The following is a 17890-nucleotide window of genomic DNA, read 5'->3' on the forward strand; positions in this document are numbered from 1 at the left end:
CTTAATGGCTGCTACTGGTGAAGTGAAGCACCCCCCACATATTCACGTCTGATACAGATGCTCGTGGAGGGTGTTTGACTGCACTTCCTTACACTTGCTGATAGGAAATGGCTGCCAGACTGGCTGTTTTCTCTTTTACTGCTTCCGGATCGACAGTGATGCGGGCAACGCCGCTCTCCATCGCTGCTTTGGCTACGGCTGCCGCCACATTTGGAGCGACGCGCGGATCAAACGGAGCAGGGATGACTTTTTCTGCGGAAAGCTCTTCTGGCGTGATCAGGTCCGCGATTGCGTACACGGCTGCCAGCTTCATGTCCTCGTTGATTTCAGTCGCGCGCGTATCGAGCGCCCCACGGAAAATGCCCGGGAAGGCAAGTACGTTGTTCACCTGGTTCGGGAAGTCGGAACGGCCTGTACCGACTACGGCTGCCCCTGCTTCTTTCGCCTCGCTCGGCATGATTTCCGGAGTCGGGTTCGCCATCGCGAAGATGATCGCATCGCGGTTCATGGAGCGAACCATGTCAGGAGTTACCGCGCCTGCTACCGATACGCCGATGAAGACGTCAGCGCCTTTCATCGCGTCAGCGAGGTCGCCTTGCAGCTTGCTGCGGTTCGTGATTTTCGCCATCTCTTCTTTTACCGGGTTCATCCCGAATTGACGGCCTTCGTACACGATTCCTTTTGTATCAACCATGATCACTTCTTTTACGCCCATGGAAATCAAAAGTTTCATGATCGCGATACCAGCAGCGCCCGCACCGTTCGCTACCACGCGGATATCTTCGAGCTTTTTGTCAACCACGCGCAGGGCGTTGATCAGGCCCGCAGCCGTTACGATTGCTGTACCGTGCTGATCGTCGTGGAAAATCGGAATGTTTGTTTCGCGCTTCAGGCGCTCTTCTACCTCGAAGCATGCCGGAGCTGCGATATCTTCAAGGTTAACACCGCCAAAAGTCGGTTCGAGCAGCTTCACAGTTTCTACGATTTTGTCTACATCAGTCGTGTTCAGGCAGATCGGGAATGCGTCCACGCCTGCGAACGATTTGAACAGTACGGCTTTTCCTTCCATCACCGGCATAGCGGCTTCCGGTCCGATGTTGCCGAGACCGAGAACAGCGGTACCATCGCTCACGACTGCAACGAGGTTGCCCTTCATGGTGTATTCGTAAACTTTGGATTTGTCGTCAAAAATGTCTTTGCAAGGCTCAGCAACACCAGGAGAATAAGCAAGGCTCAGATCGCGAGCATTGCGAACGGGAACCTTGGTCACTGCCTCCAGCTTCCCTTTATTTTTTCGGTGAAGTTCCAGCGCTTCCTCTCTCAAACTAGACATCCATTACCACTCCATTTCACGATAGTCTTTCTATGATTGCCTGAACAGCCTCTTTATTGCTTGAAAGCCCTAAGTGGTCTGACCACTTAACGAGTTATGAATTCAATATATAGCAAAACCTGTTATCCTGTAAACCTGCCGAAAACGGCGAAAAAGGGAGGACATTCCTCATCCTCCCCAATTTATGGGCAATTCTTTCTGGATTACGCTGTCACGTCCCACAATATCTCGCGCTTGCTCCAAAAATGACTCGTCCACCTCGACCCGAATGTCCTCCGGCAGGCGAATTGTCTGTCTTTTTCCCTCGTAAAACAGAATCACAGGAATCGTTCCTTTTTTTTCGACAAACAGTCGTTGCAAACGTTGCAGTGTCGAATCGTGCTCCTGCTGGGCGGAAATTTTGACAAACAACACCGTCTCGGCGGTCGGCGCTTGCAGTGTCTCGGCATCCCAAAAGCGCGATGCGAGCAGCTTCACCATGTCATCCTGATGGTCCACCCGCGCTTCGGCTACGACCATCCGCTCTTTGCCGAGCAAGTCGCCGTACTTGGCAAACACTTGCGGAAAGACGACCAGCTCCACCTGCGCGGTTTTGTCCTCCAGCACCAAAAACGCCATCGGGTCGCCCTTTTTCGTCTGGATGCGCTTTTCTTCCGCAATCATTCCGAACACTTTCACCGTTTTGTCGCGGGCCAGCTCGCTGAGCGCTGAAACAGCCGTCACTTCGGGGCGGGCAGCCACGTGCGCATACTGGTCGAGCGGATGGCCGGAAATGTACACGCCGATCAGTTCCCGTTCTTCTTTCAGTTGTTGGGCGCGTGACATCGGCGGCACTTCCGGATATTCAGCCGGCTCGCGCAATGGCGCCGCTTGTTCTTCTCCCGCAAACAGGTCGAGCTGATTCGCGTCGCGCTCGATCCGCTTCGCATTCGTCTTGCCGACCGCCTCGTCCAAAAGCAGCAGCAACTGGCTGCGGTGACCAGGCAGCGAATCCAGCGCCCCGCAGAGCGTCAGCGATTCTACGACTCGTCTGTTCACGAGACGCGCATCTACTCTGGCGCAAAAATCGAAAACGTCCCGATACGGACGCACAGCCCGTTCTTTTACAATCGATTCGATCGCTCCATAGCCGACGTTTTTGACGGCAGCAAGCCCGAAACGAATCGCATCTTGTTCGACTGCAAAGGACGCCGTGCTTTTGTTGACATCCGGCCCCAGCACGCGAAGCCCCAGGCGCCGCGCCTCCTCCGTGTACTCGGCGATTCTCGTCTGCGAGCCGATCGACAGCGACAAAAGGGCTGCCATAAAAGCAAGCGGATAGGTCGCTTTCAAATACGCCATCTGGTAGGCGATGACCGCGTAGGCGACAGAGTGCGCTTTATTGAAGCCGTAATCGGCAAAGCGGACGATCAGATCGTACACTTGATGACCAAGCTCTTCGCCGTAGCCTTGACGGACGCAACCAGCCACGAACTTTTCCCGCTGCTCGGCCAACAGCTCGCGTTTTTTCTTTCCGACCGCCCGGCGCAAAATGTCTGCCTCACCCAAGCTGAAGCCAGCGAGCGTAGACGAGATTTGCATAATTTGCTCCTGGTAGATCATGAAGCCGTGCGTCTCGCGCAAGATCGGCTCAAGCACCGGATGCGCGTAATGCACAGCGCTCTGGCCGTGCTTGGCGGCGATGTACTGCGGGATAATTTCCATCGGTCCCGGCCGATACAAGGCCAGCACGGCGATAATATCGTCCAGACTGGTCGGCTTCAGGTCGCGGAGCACGTTGCGCATCCCGCCAGACTCCAGCTGGAATACCCCTGTCGTCTCGCCGCGCGACAACATGCGGAACGTATTCGGATCATCCGTCGGAATGCTCTCCAGTTCAATCGCAATCCCCTGTTCATGCAAATGGCGAAGTGTCTCCTGAATGATCGTCAAGTTGCGCAGGCCGAGAAAATCCATTTTCAACAGGCCGACTTCCTCCAGCACCTCCATCGGATACTGCGTCAGTGCCAAGCCTTCGCTGCCCGTCTGCAACGGAACGTAGCTGGTCAGCGGCTCCCGCGAGATCACGACGCCCGCCGCATGTGTCGAAGCATGGCGCGGCAAACCTTCCACGCCTTTTGCCGTCTCGATCAAAAGGGCGGCCTGTCTGTTTTCCTGGCACAGCTTGCCGATGTCCGGAATGAGCTTCATGGCGCGGTCAATCGTCATGCCGGGAGATTGCGGAATCATTTTCGCTACCCGGTCGACGATCCCGACGGACAGGCCGAGTGCCCGGCCTACGTCGCGCACCGCAGCGCGAGCCGCCATCGTTCCAAACGTAATAATCTGAGCCACACGGTCGTGACCGTATTTTTTCGCCACGTAATGGATGACTTCGTCGCGCCGCTCCACGGAAAAGTCGATGTCGATATCGGGCATCGTCACCCGCTCCGGATTGAGAAACCGTTCAAACAGCAGATTGAAATGAAGCGGGTCTACGTTCGTTATTTTCAATGCGTAGGCGACGAGGCTTCCGGCAGCAGAACCCCGCCCTGGTCCGGTCGGAATCCCGTGCTGATGGGCGTAGCGCATGAAGTCCCAGACGATCAGGAAGTAATCGGTAAAGCCCGTGCCTGTAATGATCGACAGCTCGTGATCGAGACGCGCCTGTATGTCCGGCGTGATTGTCTTGTACCGCTCCCGGCAGCCTTGCTCGCATAGCGAACGCAAATATTGCGTCGAATCCTGGCCCTCCGGCAAGGGAAATTCCGGCAAAATGTGCGCCCCAAACGACAATGTGAGGTTGCATCTGTCCGCGATTTTTCCCGTGTTGGCAAGCGCTTCGGGTACGTAAGAAAAGGCGGCGGCCATTTCTGCTTCGCTTTTCAAATAGTATTGGTCGGTTTCGTAGCGGAAGCGGTTTTCCTCGTCGATGGTCTTGCCCTCTTTGATCGCGAGCAAAATATCGTGCTGGCGATGCTCGTTTTGCTTCACGTAGTGCACATTGTTCGTGACGACCAGCGGGATGCCCGTCTCCTGGCTCAGCTTGACCAGACGGGCATTGAGTCTGCGCTCGCTCTCCAGGCCGTGGTCAGCCAGCTCCAAAAAGTAATTCGCCTCGCCAAAAACGCGAAGGTGCCACAAGGCTGCTTCTTTCGCTGCCTCGGCTTCGCCAGCCAGCAAAAGCTGCGCAACCTCGCCCTGCTGGCAGCCGCTAAGGGCGATCAACCCTTCCGCATGCCGGGCCAGCACTTCTTTGTTCAGGCGGGGAATCATGTAGTTTCCATCCGTATTGGCGATCGTGGCGAGCTTCAACAGATTGCGATAGCCCGCCTCATTTTCGGCAAGCACGATCAAATGGCTCGGGGGAGGCGCATTGCGCACGCGATCTTGCAAATTTCCTTCGATCACGTACAATTCCATCCCGATAATCGGCTTGATCTGGTTTTCTGTACATGCTTTATAAAAAGGGACAGCGCCATACAGATTGGCGTGATCCGTAATCGCCAGCGCAGTCATGCCCAGCTCTTTGGCACGCTCCACCAGCGCATCAATCCGCGCCGCTCCGTCTAGCAGGCTGTACTCCGTATGAACATGCAAATGGACAAAGGAGGTCATCTGGTTCCTTCCTCTCCTGTTTACGACTCGAATCGTGTAGTAGCTTTCTCTCTATCATTATACCGAAAGTAAGAGGATCGTGGGGAAACAAGAACGAACGTTCTTGTTTGAATTTGACCTTTCTTGCTTTGATTTGGTAGGATAATACCAGATTTGTTGGAAAGGATGAAGCCATCTATGTGGTCGGCCTTTTATTTGACCGGCGTTCTCGCTTCACTTGTAGCCAGCGTATACTTCAGCATCCACGCACGCAGAAGAGGCATCCACCCGCTGGAATCCAGAATGACGCTGGGCAAAATGAACATCGCACTCGGCATTCTCGTATCTTTGTTCGGGCTTAACCAGCTTACGTTTGATACGCTCGATACGATCCGCATCGTGGTCGCGATCATCATGCTGATCGTCGGTGTGCTGAACCTGTACCTGGGAACCCGCAACTTTTTGCACTATCGCAGCGCTTGGCAGGCAGAATTGAAAAAAGGCATCTGAGAGCTAAAAAAGCATGAGAACAGAGCGATTGTTCCACATGCTTTTTTCTGTATGGGGCAGCATTAAGCGAAGAAGCAGCATGCTGAAATACTTTTCCTGTTTTCCCAATCGTTTGCCATGGCTAAACGCAATTAGTTCTCGCTATAATCAGTTTGTGTGACATTCTATTGTTTCCGACAACCTGAGCGCAGTGCCGACGGTTGTCTTTTTTTATGCTTTTTCAAAAGGAATCATTTTCCTGTTAGCGCAATTCTTCTGCCTTGGCCCACATCTCTTCCGGATTCAGCTCGTAGATGCCCTCTTCGCGGTACATATAGTGGTTCATGACAAATTCGCGGCGAATCGTCGCGTAATCGTCGTGAAACTGGCGGATGTAGTCATTGATTTCCTGTTCCTTGTATTTGCGGCCAAACTCCAGCCCCCGCACCATGTATTCGAACACGATCAGCTTTTTCTTGCGCTGGGCCGGAATCTGCTTGAGCTTGCCGTCGGGGGTCAGGAAGCTTTTGATTACGTGCATCTGATCCGCTGCCATCTGGGACCTCCTCTGCTCCTGGATCGTTTTGGTTTCCTCATCTGCAAAAAGGTCTTCCTCCATCGTACCTTTCGCCCGTTCCAACACATTCAAAATCGCCTGGGTTTGCCGCTTCATGTTCGCTTCGTGCAAATAAAAGTAAATCGTGTTTTTGTCACGCCGCTCGTAGACGATTCCTGCATCGCGCAGCTTCGCCATATGGTGTGTAATCGTCGGCGGCGTCACTCCGAGCTTCCCTGCCAGCGCCTGCCCGTGCAGCGGTCCATTTGCCAACATCGCCAAAATCCGCACGCGAGTCGGGTCGCCGAGCGCTTTGTAAAAGGTGACGAGTTTATCGAGTTGCAAAAGAGATGCTCCTTTCTTCGGGAAAATGTGCTTTCGGTTCTAATTAGATATTTTTCTAATTAGATGATAGGTTATTTTTGTTTGGTTTGTCAATCAGGAGGGCGGGAAAGACGCCGCGGTTCGCGAAGCCCTGCACTGCGGCCACTTCCCCAATCAAAAAGCAAAAAAGAGCAGCCCCCCAAAGAGACTGCCCTCACCAACGATCCACAATTACCGATCAATAATCTGCGCCGTAATCATAGCCTGCCCCACAAGCTGCTCGCCGTGGTAAACCGACACCTCGACCTTACCGAAGCGGCGGCTGATGTCCAAAAGTCGCGGCTGCACCTGTATGTGGCTCTCCATCTGCACCGGCTTCAAAAAGTACACCGTAATATTTTCCGGCACCATGTCGCCGCGGCGATGCTGACGCAGCAAGTTACAGGCCGCTTCGACCATCACTGTCGTCATGATGCCACTGGCGATCGTTCCCAGGTGATTCGTCATCTGCGGCGTGACGTCGCCCAAGTAAATCAGCTCGTCTGCCTGACGCTCCTCGCGGAAATGCGACATGATCAGGTTCGGAAATGTTTCACTCATCTGCGGCTGCTTCGCCGTAAACTGGAGCGCCTTCAACACGTCGTTGCGGCTCAGCACGCCCACCAGCTTGCGATAATTGTCCACGACCGGCAACAGCTCGATCCCTTCCCACACCATCATGTGCGCCGACGAAGCGACAGACACGCGCGGCGAGGTCGTGATCGGATTTTTCGTCATGACCTTGTCGATCGTCGCCGTCTCCTCGTGGCCGATAATATCTTTCGAAGTCACGATCCCGATGAGCCGCATTTGCTCATCGACAACCGGAAAGCGCGTATCCTGATACAGCTCCGTGTACTGGTGCCATTTGGCGACTGTGTCGGACGGCAGCAGCACGGGCGTTTCCGCCAGCGGCTTCAGCACATCCTCGACCATGACGATTTCTTTTTTGATCAAACGGTCGTAGATGGCCCGGTTGATCATCGATGCTACTGTAAAAGAGTCGTAGCTCGACGAAATGATCGGCAAAGCCAAACGATCCGCCAACTGCTTGATTTCCTCGCTCGTATCGAAGCCACCCGTGATCAGGACGGCCGCTCCTTGCTGCAAGGCAATTTTGTGCGCCTGATAACGGTTTCCTACAATTAATAGACTGCCCGCGTCGATATAGCGCATCATCGCTTCCAGCTGCATCGCACCGATGACGAATTTGTTCAGCGTCTTGTGCAGCCCTTCCCGTCCGCCAAGCACATGGCCGTCGACGATGTTCACCACTTCCGCGAAAGTCAGCCGCTCTATGTTTTCTTTGTGCTTCTTCTCGATTCTCACTGTGCCGACACGTTCGATCGTACTGACGTATCCTTGTGTTTCCGCTTCCTTGATTGCGCGGTAGGCCGTACCCTCACTCACATCCAGGTCTTTGGCGATCTGCCGCACGGAAATCTTCGAACCGATCGGAAGGCGATCAATATGTTGCAAGATTTGTTCATGTTTCGTTGCCATATTGCTAATCCCCCTTCCTGGTCTCCCACCCGTTCCAATGTACGTGCGCTCCTTCGACCAATATACCCGAAGGCGCGACAAAAAAAAAGGGTAGCTTTTTTCAAGCTACCAACTCAGAAAGTATATCATTAAGGGGGTTTTCATCGTGCTTTTATCTTACCCAAGGAATATTACAGGATTATTACAGAGCCGTTACAGTTTCGTTTCAGTTTTCCTATCCCAGCCAATTCGCCAAAAGTCCCTGAACCAGTCCGATAATCCCGCCAAGAATAAAGCCGAGGACCGTAATCATCCGGAACTCTTTTCCCGAGATGCCGACCACCATTTCTTCGATCCGTTCGATCGGGAAGCCTTCCACCTGTCTCGTAACAATATCGCGAATCGCTAGACGGGAAAAGATTTTCTCGACGTTTGTCTGCAAAGACTCTACCATCCATTTCGCCAGGCGCGGAACGAGATCGTTTGTGACGGTTTGCTGAATCGGCGCGGTCAGGCGCGACATAGGCTGATCCACGAGTTGCAGGCTCTGCGCTTCGATTCTCGCAAAAAGCGCGCGGGACCAGTCGTCGAGCTGATCGTGGCCGAGCCACTCCACCAGTTCCCCGACCGTTTTATCCAGCAGCTTGTCCGCCTCTTTGCGCAAAAACTGTTGCAAGCGCTCAGCCATCTCCGGGCTTTGCAAAAGCTCATCGAGATGCGGAACAATTTTGCCAATGATCTTGTCGTCTCCAAGAAACATGCCGACCAGCCCACCGAACATGCCCCCGCCTCCGCCGAGCATGCCTTTGACCATGCCTTGCAACGTTTGCTGTCCTTGCGGGGAGTACAAATACTCGCGAATCCGGCCCAGCATATGCTGACTCGCCGAAGTCACCGCCCCGTCCAGGCGATCTATGCCTGCTTGTGGAAGCAGATCGCGCAGTTTTGTTTCTTCATATTGTGTAAACAGCTGCTGGACAAAAGAATGCCATTTTTGCTGGACAGGGACGCGTACCGCTTCGCTCCATCCTCCGTCCTCGGTAAAAAGCTGGGGCACTGCCCGTTGCAGCGTTTGGCGCAACGTACGCTCATCCGCCATCCAGTCCGCAGCCAGGTTGTTCATCCAGCCCGCCAGCGTATTTTCCAGGTCGCCCTGGGCCAGCGCCCGCCTGACGCCTTCTGTCGTAAGCAAATGCTCCTCCACTAATCTGCCCATTTGTATCGCGATGTCGTCCCGCCTTCTCGGGATCAGTCCCGGGGTGAACGGAAGCTTCCAACTGCCGATATACCAAGGCTTGAGCGGTCGAAACAGCATGCGGATGGCGAGTTCGTTCGTAACGCCGCCGATCACAGAGCCTACGCCGATATTCACTAATACTATCCACAAGTTCATAAATACTAACAACCTTTCTTCTCTGCATGGCACCAAACGATTTGGCTACTCATACCATAGACTAACTTTATGCCTGATGGGAAGGGGATAGCCATGTCTTACGTTCCAACCATCGTCGTCGGATACGAGCCAAAGACGGAAGTAGACCTTTACCTGCCCCAGGCGCAAATGCGCAAATGGAATCTTTCTTCGCCCACAGCTACTGTCCAATTCGGAAGCAAAACGGTTCGCGCCCGTATCAGCGGCATTGATCGCAGCAACCAAACGCTTATCCGGCCTGCCTTGGCCCAGTCGCTCCGGCTGCCTACAGGAGGGCCCATGCTTGTGCGCTACAACGCAGATCAGCAAACTCTTGTTGTCGGGCCGTATGTAGGGATTCTCGTATCCTCTTACAATGCCCAATTTCCGCAATCCCCGTTTGGACCATTGTCCCCTTTTTTCAACGAAGTAGCCGATATTTGCCGCAAGCGCGGAGGGATTATCTGCGCATTCCGCCTACAGGACGTCAACTGGGATGCCGGGATCGTGCGCGGTCTTGTTCGCCGGGGCGGAGTGTGGCGCCAAAGAGTCTTGCCGTTGCCCCAATGTATTTACAATCGGCTCGTATCCCGTCAGCGGGAGCGCAGCGAGCAGATGGCCAACTGGTTGCAACGGTGCAAAGACGCCAACATTCCGTTTTTCAACGAACACTTTTTAAACAAGTGGCACGTGCATTCCGCTCTGCAAGATCAGGAGAGTGCTTCCGAACATCTTCCAGCCATGGTTCGCTATCAAAGTCTGGAAGATTTGCGGACGATGCTGTCCGAGCACCGGACGGTTTATGCAAAGCCGGCAAACGGCAGCATGGGTCGAGGGATTATCCGGCTGCGCCGAACGCAGGAGGGATATCAGCTCGCTCGCCCGGGCGGGTTTGGCAAAACATTTTCCAGCATAACGGGCTTGCATCAATATTTGAGCAAACAGACAAAAGGCAAACCTTATTTGCTGCAACAAGGTTTACCATTGATCGGCCTTCACGGACGGCCGACTGATTTTCGTGTATTGGTGCAAAAAAACCGGGCAGGCGAATGGGCCGTTACATCTATGGTTGCCCGTTTGGGATTGAATCGCATCGTTTCCAATATATCCAGAGGCGGCCAGATGATGACGCCCCTCCAGGCTCTGCGTGCCTGTGGGCCTTGGGCCAGTTCGGTTCGCCCATCCCCAGCCACACTAAAAGCTGTGGCGTTGAAGCTGTCTGTCTTGCTCGAAGAGGCGCTGCCCGGCCATTACGCTGAATTTGGTGTCGATCTCGGCGTCGATGTCCGCGGGCAAGTATGGCTATTGGAGGTTAACAGCAAGCCGTCCAAAACGGCCAATACCGTTCCTTTGCCTGAAGGCGTGGAAGAACCGCCCCGCCGCGCCCGGCCTTCCGTCGTACGCATGCTGGAATACGCATCATACATTAGTGGTTTTCCCCGGTCAGCCAAAACTAAAACCAGAACGGCAGCAGGAAAACCGAAGAGCAAGAAAAACAGGCGAAGGTGACCCACATGAGAGCAGACGAGCGAAGTCTTGGCATCATGACGCGCTGCCAAGGCTCCCACTTTGTAGACAAAGGCTATTACAAAAAGCTGACGCTTTACGGACGCAAGCACGGGATGCGTGTCTTCGTGTTCTCGCCGCGTCAGGTCAACTTTTCCTCGCGAACCGTAAGAGGCTTCGAGTACCGCAACGGATCATGGCAGCCGAACACTTTCCCGCTCCCCGCCTTGATCTACGATCGGTGCTTCGTTGGCCCATCTTATCGCCACTATAAACCATTTGTGGAAAAGTTGCAAAACGATCGCAACATTACATTTTTGGGGCATGGCCTGTCCGGCAAGTGGCAGGTGCACCAGATGCTGACCCAATCGCCGCAACTGGCTTCCCTGTTGCCGCCGACCGAAATTTTATCGCTCGCCACGGTGAACGACATGCTGCAACAATACGGCGCCGTCGTCATCAAGCCAATGGCGGGAACGCATGGAATCGGCGTCGTGCGCATCAAGGAAACCAAAAGCGGCTACGAGGCCACAGGGCGGAACCGGGAGAACCAGCCGTTCCGCAGACTGATCCGCGACTCCGCCGGATTGAAAACTTTTATCGCCTCGTTCACTTCTGGTCGCAAGTTCCTTGTACAGCCCTATCTGAAGCTGCACACACCGGACGGCACCCCTTTTGATGTGAGGGTGCTCGTGCAAAAAAACGGGCAGGGTGATTGGGAGACAACCGGCAAGGCGGTCCGCTTGGGCGACAAGCGAAGTATCACCTCCAACCTGCACGGAGGCGGTAAAGCACAGCCGCTCTCCGCTTTCCTATCCCGTCATTTCAAGCCTGCCGTCCACTCCAAAATCGAGACGACCATCAATCAAGTGGCAGAAAAATTGCCACGCTTTTTGGAGGAGTGCCACGGCAGACTGGTGGAGCTGGGAATCGATGTCGGGATTGATACATCCGGAAACGTCTGGATTATCGAAGTCAACAGCAGGCCCGGCAGGACTGTCTTTCGCTTGATTGACGACCCGATCGCCAAACGTCACTCGATTACCCAGCCCGTTCGATACGCCCACTATCTCATGAAAGAGCGCGTAGGAGGTTACTAAGCATGGAAACGTTCAGAATGCGACTCCGCTTCCTTTCCAATCCCCGTGTCAGCGGGATCATCCTGCCGACTAATCTCTTCTCCAAGCTACAGCTGCGCCATCGGCAAAAAATCAAGGTCATGCTGGGCAAAAAGGAAGTCGTCGCAACCGTACTGCAAGACAAGCGGAATCCGGAAGCAAACGTCATCAAGGTGACGACGCTGTTGCAATCCGAGCTTGGCATTCCTCACGGCGGCTTGATCCAGCTCAAGCAAGAAGACTCGGCGCTGCGCATCGGTCCGGCTATCGGGATTGTCACCACAGGAATCCGCAGGGACTCGCGGCAGCCAATCGGCCCGCGCACCTCTTTTTTCTACAAGCTGCTACAAGCTCAGGAAGGAAAAGGCGTCTTTTACTACATCTTCTCCCCGCACGACGTGGACTGGAGCACGAATACCGTCAATGCCTGGTTTTTGCGCAAGGGCAAAACAGGCGGATACTTCTGGAAAAAGATGGTCACAGCCATGCCGGATGTGGTCTACGACCGAATCCCTTCCCGTTCAGCGGAGAAGCATGAAGCTGTCAGGGAGTTCAAATACAAGCTCGCCAGCTACCCGAACATGCCGATGTTCAACCAGGGCTTTTTCAACAAGTGGGGAGTTCACCAATTGCTCTATCCGAACCCGGAAGTCAATGAGCATATCCCGGAAACGTACACCTCCCCGTCTCTCACCACTGTGCGCAATTTGCTGCGCAAGTATCCGATCGTCTATTTGAAGCCGAAAAACGGCAGCCTCGGTTACGGCATCGTGAAGGTCGTCAGACAATCCGGCGGCGGCTATACCGCTTCTTACCACAACGGCAGCGGAAATGTGAAACGGCAGTTTTCCAAGCTGTCCAGCCTGTACCAGCATGTGTTCCGCAGCCGTCGCGTAGGCGGTTATTTGGCGCAGCAAGGCATCCCGCTCAAAACATTCCACGGACGCCCGTTTGATTTCCGCGTCCATTTGCATAAAAACCAGCAAAACGAATGGGTCGTGTCCTGCACGGCCGCCAAAGTAGCCGGTTCCGGCAGCGTGACGACACACGTGCGCACAGGCGGAACCGTCATCCCTGGCGACGAATTGCTGCACCATCTGTACGGAAAACAAAAAGAATTGATGTCCGAGCGGGTCAGCGAAGCATCCATCCGCCTCGCTACCGCGATTGAGCAGGCAAAAGGAATCGACCTTGGCGAACTCGGTCTGGACATGGGAATCGACATCCACGGCCATGTCTGGATGTTCGAAGCCAACTCCAAGCCGGGACGCTCCATCTTCAAGCATTCCAGACTGAGGCAGGCAGACCAGGAATCCCGCAAGCTTCTCGTCGACTACAGTTGTTATTTGGCCAATTTCTAGGCGCATGCAACTAGCACCGTTTTTCAGGAAGGAGGAACACCCATGCTTCAGCAGCGCTCCGGGTGGCTGACCATCCTCCCAAGCGGCAAATGGTTCATACAGCTACCTCGGCAAGCTCTAGGCAAGCGGTCGCAAAAAAAGTTATTCGCAAGCCTCGGCCCCTTTTCCCATCACAAACGGGTGTACACCGGCTTGCCGGCGATGCAGCCAGGACGTTTTCGAACGAGAATCAACTGGAAAATGATCAACAGCGAGTCACTGAAGCTAGGTCCGCTCATCGGCATTTTGACCGTTGGTGAAGGCACGGCCTTTGTGGGAAATCGCGAAAACTTCAAAGACATCTCACAATCCGGCAAGCGATGGGGCGCACTCGTGTACGTCTTCACTCCCCAAGGCATCAACTGGGAGAAAAAGAAGGTTCGCGGCTATTTGTACAACCAAAAGCAAAATTTGTGGCAAGAAGTCATCCTTCCTTTCCCGCATGTCGTCTACAACCGCATCCCAACCCGCAAAGCCGAGCAGCGGCCCGACGTCAAAAAAGCTTTGGCCCGCATCGACGAACTGCCTAACGTCACCTTGTTCAACCGTTGCTTTTTTGACAAGCAAGAGCTTTTCTCCATGCTGAAAAAACACCCTGAGGTGCAGACCTATTTGCCGGAGACGAAAAAGCTCGATACGCTCGCCCGCTTCAAAGGCTTTTGCAACGAGCATCGCTTTGTGTACCTCAAGCCCGTGCGCGGCAAAGCCGGAGAAGGAATCATGCGCATTGAATACAAAAATGACGGCTGGCGTCTTCAGCGGCTGAAGGAACAAAAGGCCGTCACGCGCCGTTTTTCCAATCTGGACGATTTATGGAAGCATGTGAAGAGCCATGTGCGGCAGCAGCGGTACATCATGCAGCAGGGGATACGCAGGGCACGCTTCAACGGCAAGCCGTTTGACGTTCGGGTGCTGGTGCAAAAAGACGGCAAAGGCGAATGGGGCGTAACCGGGGTCGGCATCCGGCGTTCCGGGTCGCAAAGCATTACTACGCACGTGCCTCGCGGCGGCTCCATCCACTCTTTGTCTTCCGTTCTCCAGTCTTTGTTCAAGGCAGATCCGGAAAAGATGGAAAACTCGATTCACGAGACAGCACTTGCCATCGCCCGCGCTTTGAATGAGGAAATCCCGGATCTGGCGGAAATGTCGATGGACCTCGGCCTGACAGAAGACGGCAGTCTGTGGTTTTTTGAAGCCAATGCCAAACCGGAGAAGTTCGATGAGCCTTCCATCAGGCGATTGTCTTTGTCCAACCTCATCCACTACGCTCAGTACGTGTCGCGATTGCAAAACGGGCGTGAAGCCGCCGCAGGGTAATCGCCATGATAAAATCGTTGAAATACGTACTCCTGCCTCCACAAGCACTGGCCGAATCTCAGGCAACCTTGGTGAGATTTGCCCGTCAGGAAGGGGAGCGGCGCATCACCCAGCACGCAATCGAATGGCTCGCGCGCCTGACCCCCAAGATGCTTTCCAAACAGGAAACCAGTGTCGCTCTTGCCATGAACGGGAAGCACGTAGTCGGACTGTTCGCTGTTTCTCGCTGTGGACTGGGTCATTCCTTCCTGGTTGTAGATAAGCGCTACCGCCATCGCGGAATCGGCAAGGCACTGACGGAACACATCTGTCAGTGTCTGCCCAAACTGTATGTGCGCGTAGGTCTGGATAATGAGGCAAGTCTTTCCTTTTTCCGAACGTTGGGCTTTGAGCCTGTCAAAGCGAGCATCGGGCCAGCGGGCAAACCTACGCTTTGGCTCGCCTATGGCCATTGGACTCTCACCGATTTACAGGAACATGCCGGCTGATGGTCCGGCATGTTTTTTCTTCCTAATGCGAATTCTTTTGCTTCATCGATTCGTGCATGAGTAAAACCACCTTGGTAAAAATACCTCGTGGAGGTGGTCTTACCCATGACCTACACAAACAACCAAAATCAAATGCAATCTGGACAACAACAATTTCTCGGAGCGATGACTCCAGCAGGGGCTATGCTTCAACCAGGGTACGCCGGAACAAACGTTCAGGAGGTACAACACTGGAATCACGGTGGACATGCCCAATCGATCGGGACTCCTACATACGGCATGCCTGCGGGCGGCGGTATCGGCCAAGGACAGTCCATTTTCTCTCCAGGCTTCGCGGGCACCAATGCACAGGAGGTCAGACAGCTGAACCACAGCTATCAGGCTCCGCAAGCACAAGGCTACAACCAGCAACAAGCTTATGGTCAGCAACAGCAAGGCTATGGACAAAACCAGGCATTGCAATCCATCATGCACCAATCGGGAGGCTACATTCCGGCTCAGCCTGCGTACCAGCAATCGTACGGCGCCGGCATCAATTCGATTTTCTCTCCCGGTTTTGCCGGAACAAACGCGCAGGAAGTGCGCCAGCAAAATCAACCGGGATACGCTGGCTACACAGGTCAGCAGCACTATGCTGCACAAACTTCCTATCCTCCTGCGCTGACAGGCAGCATCTTCTCTCCTGGATTCGCGAATACAAACGTTCAGGAAGTGCGTCAGCTCAACCAAGGCGGCTATGCTTCCCCAACCGCGCAAGGCGGATATGGCATGCAGGCAAACTACAACCAGCCGCAGCAATATCAGCAACACCAGCCTTCGATCGGCCTTGGGGCACAATCGATTTTCTCTCCTGGCTTCGCCGGAACCAACGTGCAAGAAGTTCGTCAGTTGAACGCGCCTGGTCAGGCAGCAGCGCCACATACAGGTTCGATCTTCCCGGGATCTTACTAGACTGCGACTTCTTCACACTATCGAGAAACGTAACAATCAGCTAAACATTGTATAGGAACGAAAAATAACAAAAAGAATGCTGGCGTAACTTTCTACGTGCAGCATTCTTTTTTGTTAAAGTAATCCGTTACTTATTACTTGGGACGGTTCAGTTTCACAATCAAAGCTACAATTGCTGCTATAAATAGGATCAGGATTATGATTCCTGGCACCCCAATAGCCGACATTCATACCCCTCCTTTCACAGCCCTTATAAATACCATTTTTCACCAAAAATACTAGAAAGTAAAGTTGTCATTATATTTTATCAATTAATAATTAACAAAAATTAACTATATTATTTACAAATAAATAAAATTAAGGTTAATATTGTAAATGGAAATATTTTCATGCATAGGAGGATGATTAATTTGAAAAAGATTTTTTCAGTTATGTCTGCAACAACATTGTCTCTAGCACTATTAACAGGAAGCGCTTTTGCTGCCGAAACACCCTCTACAAAAGCCTCTGCTAGCATAGATTATTCAACCGTAAGTAACGAAATGATTAAACAAAAGCTTATAGAAATTGCTAATAAATATGATATTAACGAAGTAATTGAGGGTGAGGATCTGGAATTTATCAAGACGTACGGAACTAGAGTTATTTCAGTCCCCCAAAAAACCACCAGTAACCAAATACAAGCAAAAGCTGTTACTGATTCGGTAAAAACACACAAAGTAAAAGGTGCAGCCGACAATGACGTGTTCGCTGGCTCTATAAAAGGTACTCTCGAAACAGCTCTAGGCATTTGGCAAAATACTATTGAAGGAGATATAACCACCAAAGTGACCAGCGGAACTCCTGACTCCTATAAAACAGATGTACGGATTGTGGGATACGGTGTTGTTGGTACTAGCGGTACATATATTGGCAAAACTGTTGACGAGACTTACACAAGTGGTTGGACAAAGAGCAAGAAAAAATCTTGGACATATACTTTAGATCGAGTTTTTTACGGGAGTGTAGCTTACCTTACAATTGATGTTGTTGCTTCTGTAAGTGGAGAAGATGGTGAATTAGAAATTACATCTGACTAAAGTGTGCCTTTAACTACGAGAAACGTAAAACACCAGGTTCAACTTGCCTATAACGAAACAATGCAAATTACACGACAATCAATGAACCGAATAAAAGGACTACTGCCACCTGAAACGGAACCAGCAAGGTTAACTATACAGACCGTCCCCTCACATTGGCATCAACAGACCGCAAGCCTGTCGATCAAAAAAAGCGTGACCGCCCTTACAGACGGTCACGCTTTTTCACTTGTAGACATGGTGCGCTGTTCCTCGACGGCGGCAAACAGGGCGTGCAACTGTGCCAGGCTCGTCTCGTCGACTGTGAACGTGAAGCGGTCGAACAAATAGGCGTCGCGTTCCACCCCGACACAGGACAAGCCGGAGCTTCCCGCTGCGAATTGGGCGGCTACACATGCCTCTGTCTGCTCCAGTTGCTCGCGGACAGCCACATGCGTTTCCAGTGCGGTCCGAAACGTATCCATCACCTTCGCCAGCCGCTCATCCTGACGGGCCAAGCGGTACAGCGCCAACTCGATTTGCAGCCAGCAAGTCGTGTAAAAATGAAATTCCAAAAACAGAGTCGCAAGAGCGGCACGCAACGGCTGATCGTCACCAGTAGCTTGCATCTGTTCAAAACAGGCGTAAGCCTCCTGCTTTTTCTCCTGGATCAGGTCGTAATGGCTGACGGCACCGCGGTAAAACTTGCGAACGACGTTGTACAAAAGCTCAGGCGTGCGAGGCGGAAGACCCCGATGTCTGTTGGAACTGTCACGCATGATCGTTTCCCCTCTCTTCCACCGACCTTCCTCTCTTCATTGTACAACACTCGCCAGCTCGTA

14 protein-coding genes are annotated in these 17890 nt (G+C 53.0%); 8 read left to right on the forward strand and 6 right to left on the reverse strand.

Annotated features, from left to right (window positions below; all coding sequences use genetic code 11):
* Positions 1-88: 88 nt before the first annotated feature.
* The gene (gene ystJ, locus IRJ17_RS25795) at positions 89-1333 is read right to left on the reverse strand and encodes an NADP-dependent malic enzyme (RefSeq protein ID WP_122962902.1); all 1245 of its coding nucleotides are present in this window, start codon (positions 1331-1333) and stop codon (positions 89-91) included.
* Between the two features lie 168 nt (positions 1334-1501).
* A complete protein-coding gene (locus IRJ17_RS25800) occupies positions 1502-4930 on the reverse strand; it encodes a DNA polymerase III subunit alpha (RefSeq protein WP_242772339.1) in 3429 nt (1142 codons plus the stop codon).
* A gap of 177 nt (positions 4931-5107) precedes the next feature.
* On the opposite strand from IRJ17_RS25800, the gene IRJ17_RS25805 reads away from it, so the two are divergent.
* Positions 5108-5419, forward strand: coding sequence for a YtpI family protein (locus tag IRJ17_RS25805; RefSeq protein ID WP_242772342.1), 312 nt, complete (start codon positions 5108-5110; stop codon positions 5417-5419).
* Between the two features lie 241 nt (positions 5420-5660).
* On the opposite strand, the gene IRJ17_RS25810 is transcribed toward IRJ17_RS25805, so the two are convergent.
* The 3 genes from IRJ17_RS25810 to IRJ17_RS25820 all read right to left on the reverse strand — a co-directional run bounded on the left by IRJ17_RS25810 (position 5661) and on the right by IRJ17_RS25820 (position 9192).
* Positions 5661-6299, reverse strand: a complete 639-nt coding sequence (locus IRJ17_RS25810; RefSeq protein ID WP_122962898.1) for a DUF2087 domain-containing protein — start codon at positions 6297-6299, stop codon at positions 5661-5663.
* Between the two features lie 210 nt (positions 6300-6509).
* On the reverse strand, positions 6510-7820 hold the full coding sequence (locus IRJ17_RS25815) for a DRTGG domain-containing protein (protein WP_063229161.1): 1311 nt from the start codon (positions 7818-7820) through the stop codon (positions 6510-6512).
* Positions 7821-8034: 214 nt separating this feature from the next.
* A complete protein-coding gene (locus IRJ17_RS25820; protein ID WP_242772345.1) occupies positions 8035-9192 on the reverse strand; it encodes a DUF445 domain-containing protein in 1158 nt (385 codons plus the stop codon).
* A 93-nt stretch (positions 9193-9285) separates the two neighbouring features.
* Between IRJ17_RS25820 and IRJ17_RS25825 the strand changes: the two genes are divergently transcribed.
* The 7 genes from IRJ17_RS25825 to IRJ17_RS25855 all read left to right on the forward strand — a co-directional run bounded on the left by IRJ17_RS25825 (position 9286) and on the right by IRJ17_RS25855 (position 17069).
* The gene (locus tag IRJ17_RS25825) at positions 9286-10719 is read left to right on the forward strand and encodes a YheC/YheD family endospore coat-associated protein (protein WP_122962896.1); all 1434 of its coding nucleotides are present in this window, start codon (positions 9286-9288) and stop codon (positions 10717-10719) included.
* Positions 10720-10724: 5 nt separating this feature from the next.
* Complete coding sequence (locus IRJ17_RS25830) at positions 10725-11816, forward strand: YheC/YheD family endospore coat-associated protein (RefSeq protein ID WP_122962895.1); 1092 nt, start codon at positions 10725-10727, stop codon at positions 11814-11816.
* Positions 11817-11818: 2 nt separating this feature from the next.
* A complete protein-coding gene (locus IRJ17_RS25835; RefSeq protein WP_122962894.1) occupies positions 11819-13195 on the forward strand; it encodes a YheC/YheD family endospore coat-associated protein in 1377 nt (458 codons plus the stop codon).
* Between the two features lie 42 nt (positions 13196-13237).
* Complete coding sequence (locus IRJ17_RS25840; protein ID WP_173596093.1) at positions 13238-14551, forward strand: YheC/YheD family endospore coat-associated protein; 1314 nt, start codon at positions 13238-13240, stop codon at positions 14549-14551.
* Positions 14552-14556: 5 nt separating this feature from the next.
* Complete coding sequence (locus IRJ17_RS25845; RefSeq protein ID WP_122962892.1) at positions 14557-15039, forward strand: GNAT family N-acetyltransferase; 483 nt, start codon at positions 14557-14559, stop codon at positions 15037-15039.
* A 105-nt stretch (positions 15040-15144) separates the two neighbouring features.
* Positions 15145-15990, forward strand: a complete 846-nt coding sequence (locus IRJ17_RS25850) for a hypothetical protein (protein ID WP_122962891.1) — start codon at positions 15145-15147, stop codon at positions 15988-15990.
* 410 nt (positions 15991-16400) lie between these two features.
* Positions 16401-17069: a hypothetical protein gene (locus IRJ17_RS25855; RefSeq protein ID WP_122962890.1), complete on the forward strand. Its 669-nt coding sequence runs from the start codon at positions 16401-16403 to the stop codon at positions 17067-17069.
* A gap of 215 nt (positions 17070-17284) precedes the next feature.
* Here the strand turns inward: IRJ17_RS25855 and IRJ17_RS25860 are convergent, their stop codons facing one another.
* Positions 17285-17827 carry a hypothetical protein gene (locus tag IRJ17_RS25860; protein ID WP_122962889.1) on the reverse strand — a complete coding sequence of 181 codons (543 nt, stop codon included), beginning with the start codon at positions 17825-17827 and terminating at the stop codon, positions 17285-17287.
* Positions 17828-17890 lie beyond the last annotated feature (63 nt).

The organism is Brevibacillus parabrevis (assembly GCF_022701015.1).
Classification (GTDB): Bacteria; Bacillota; Bacilli; order Brevibacillales; family Brevibacillaceae; genus Brevibacillus; species Brevibacillus parabrevis.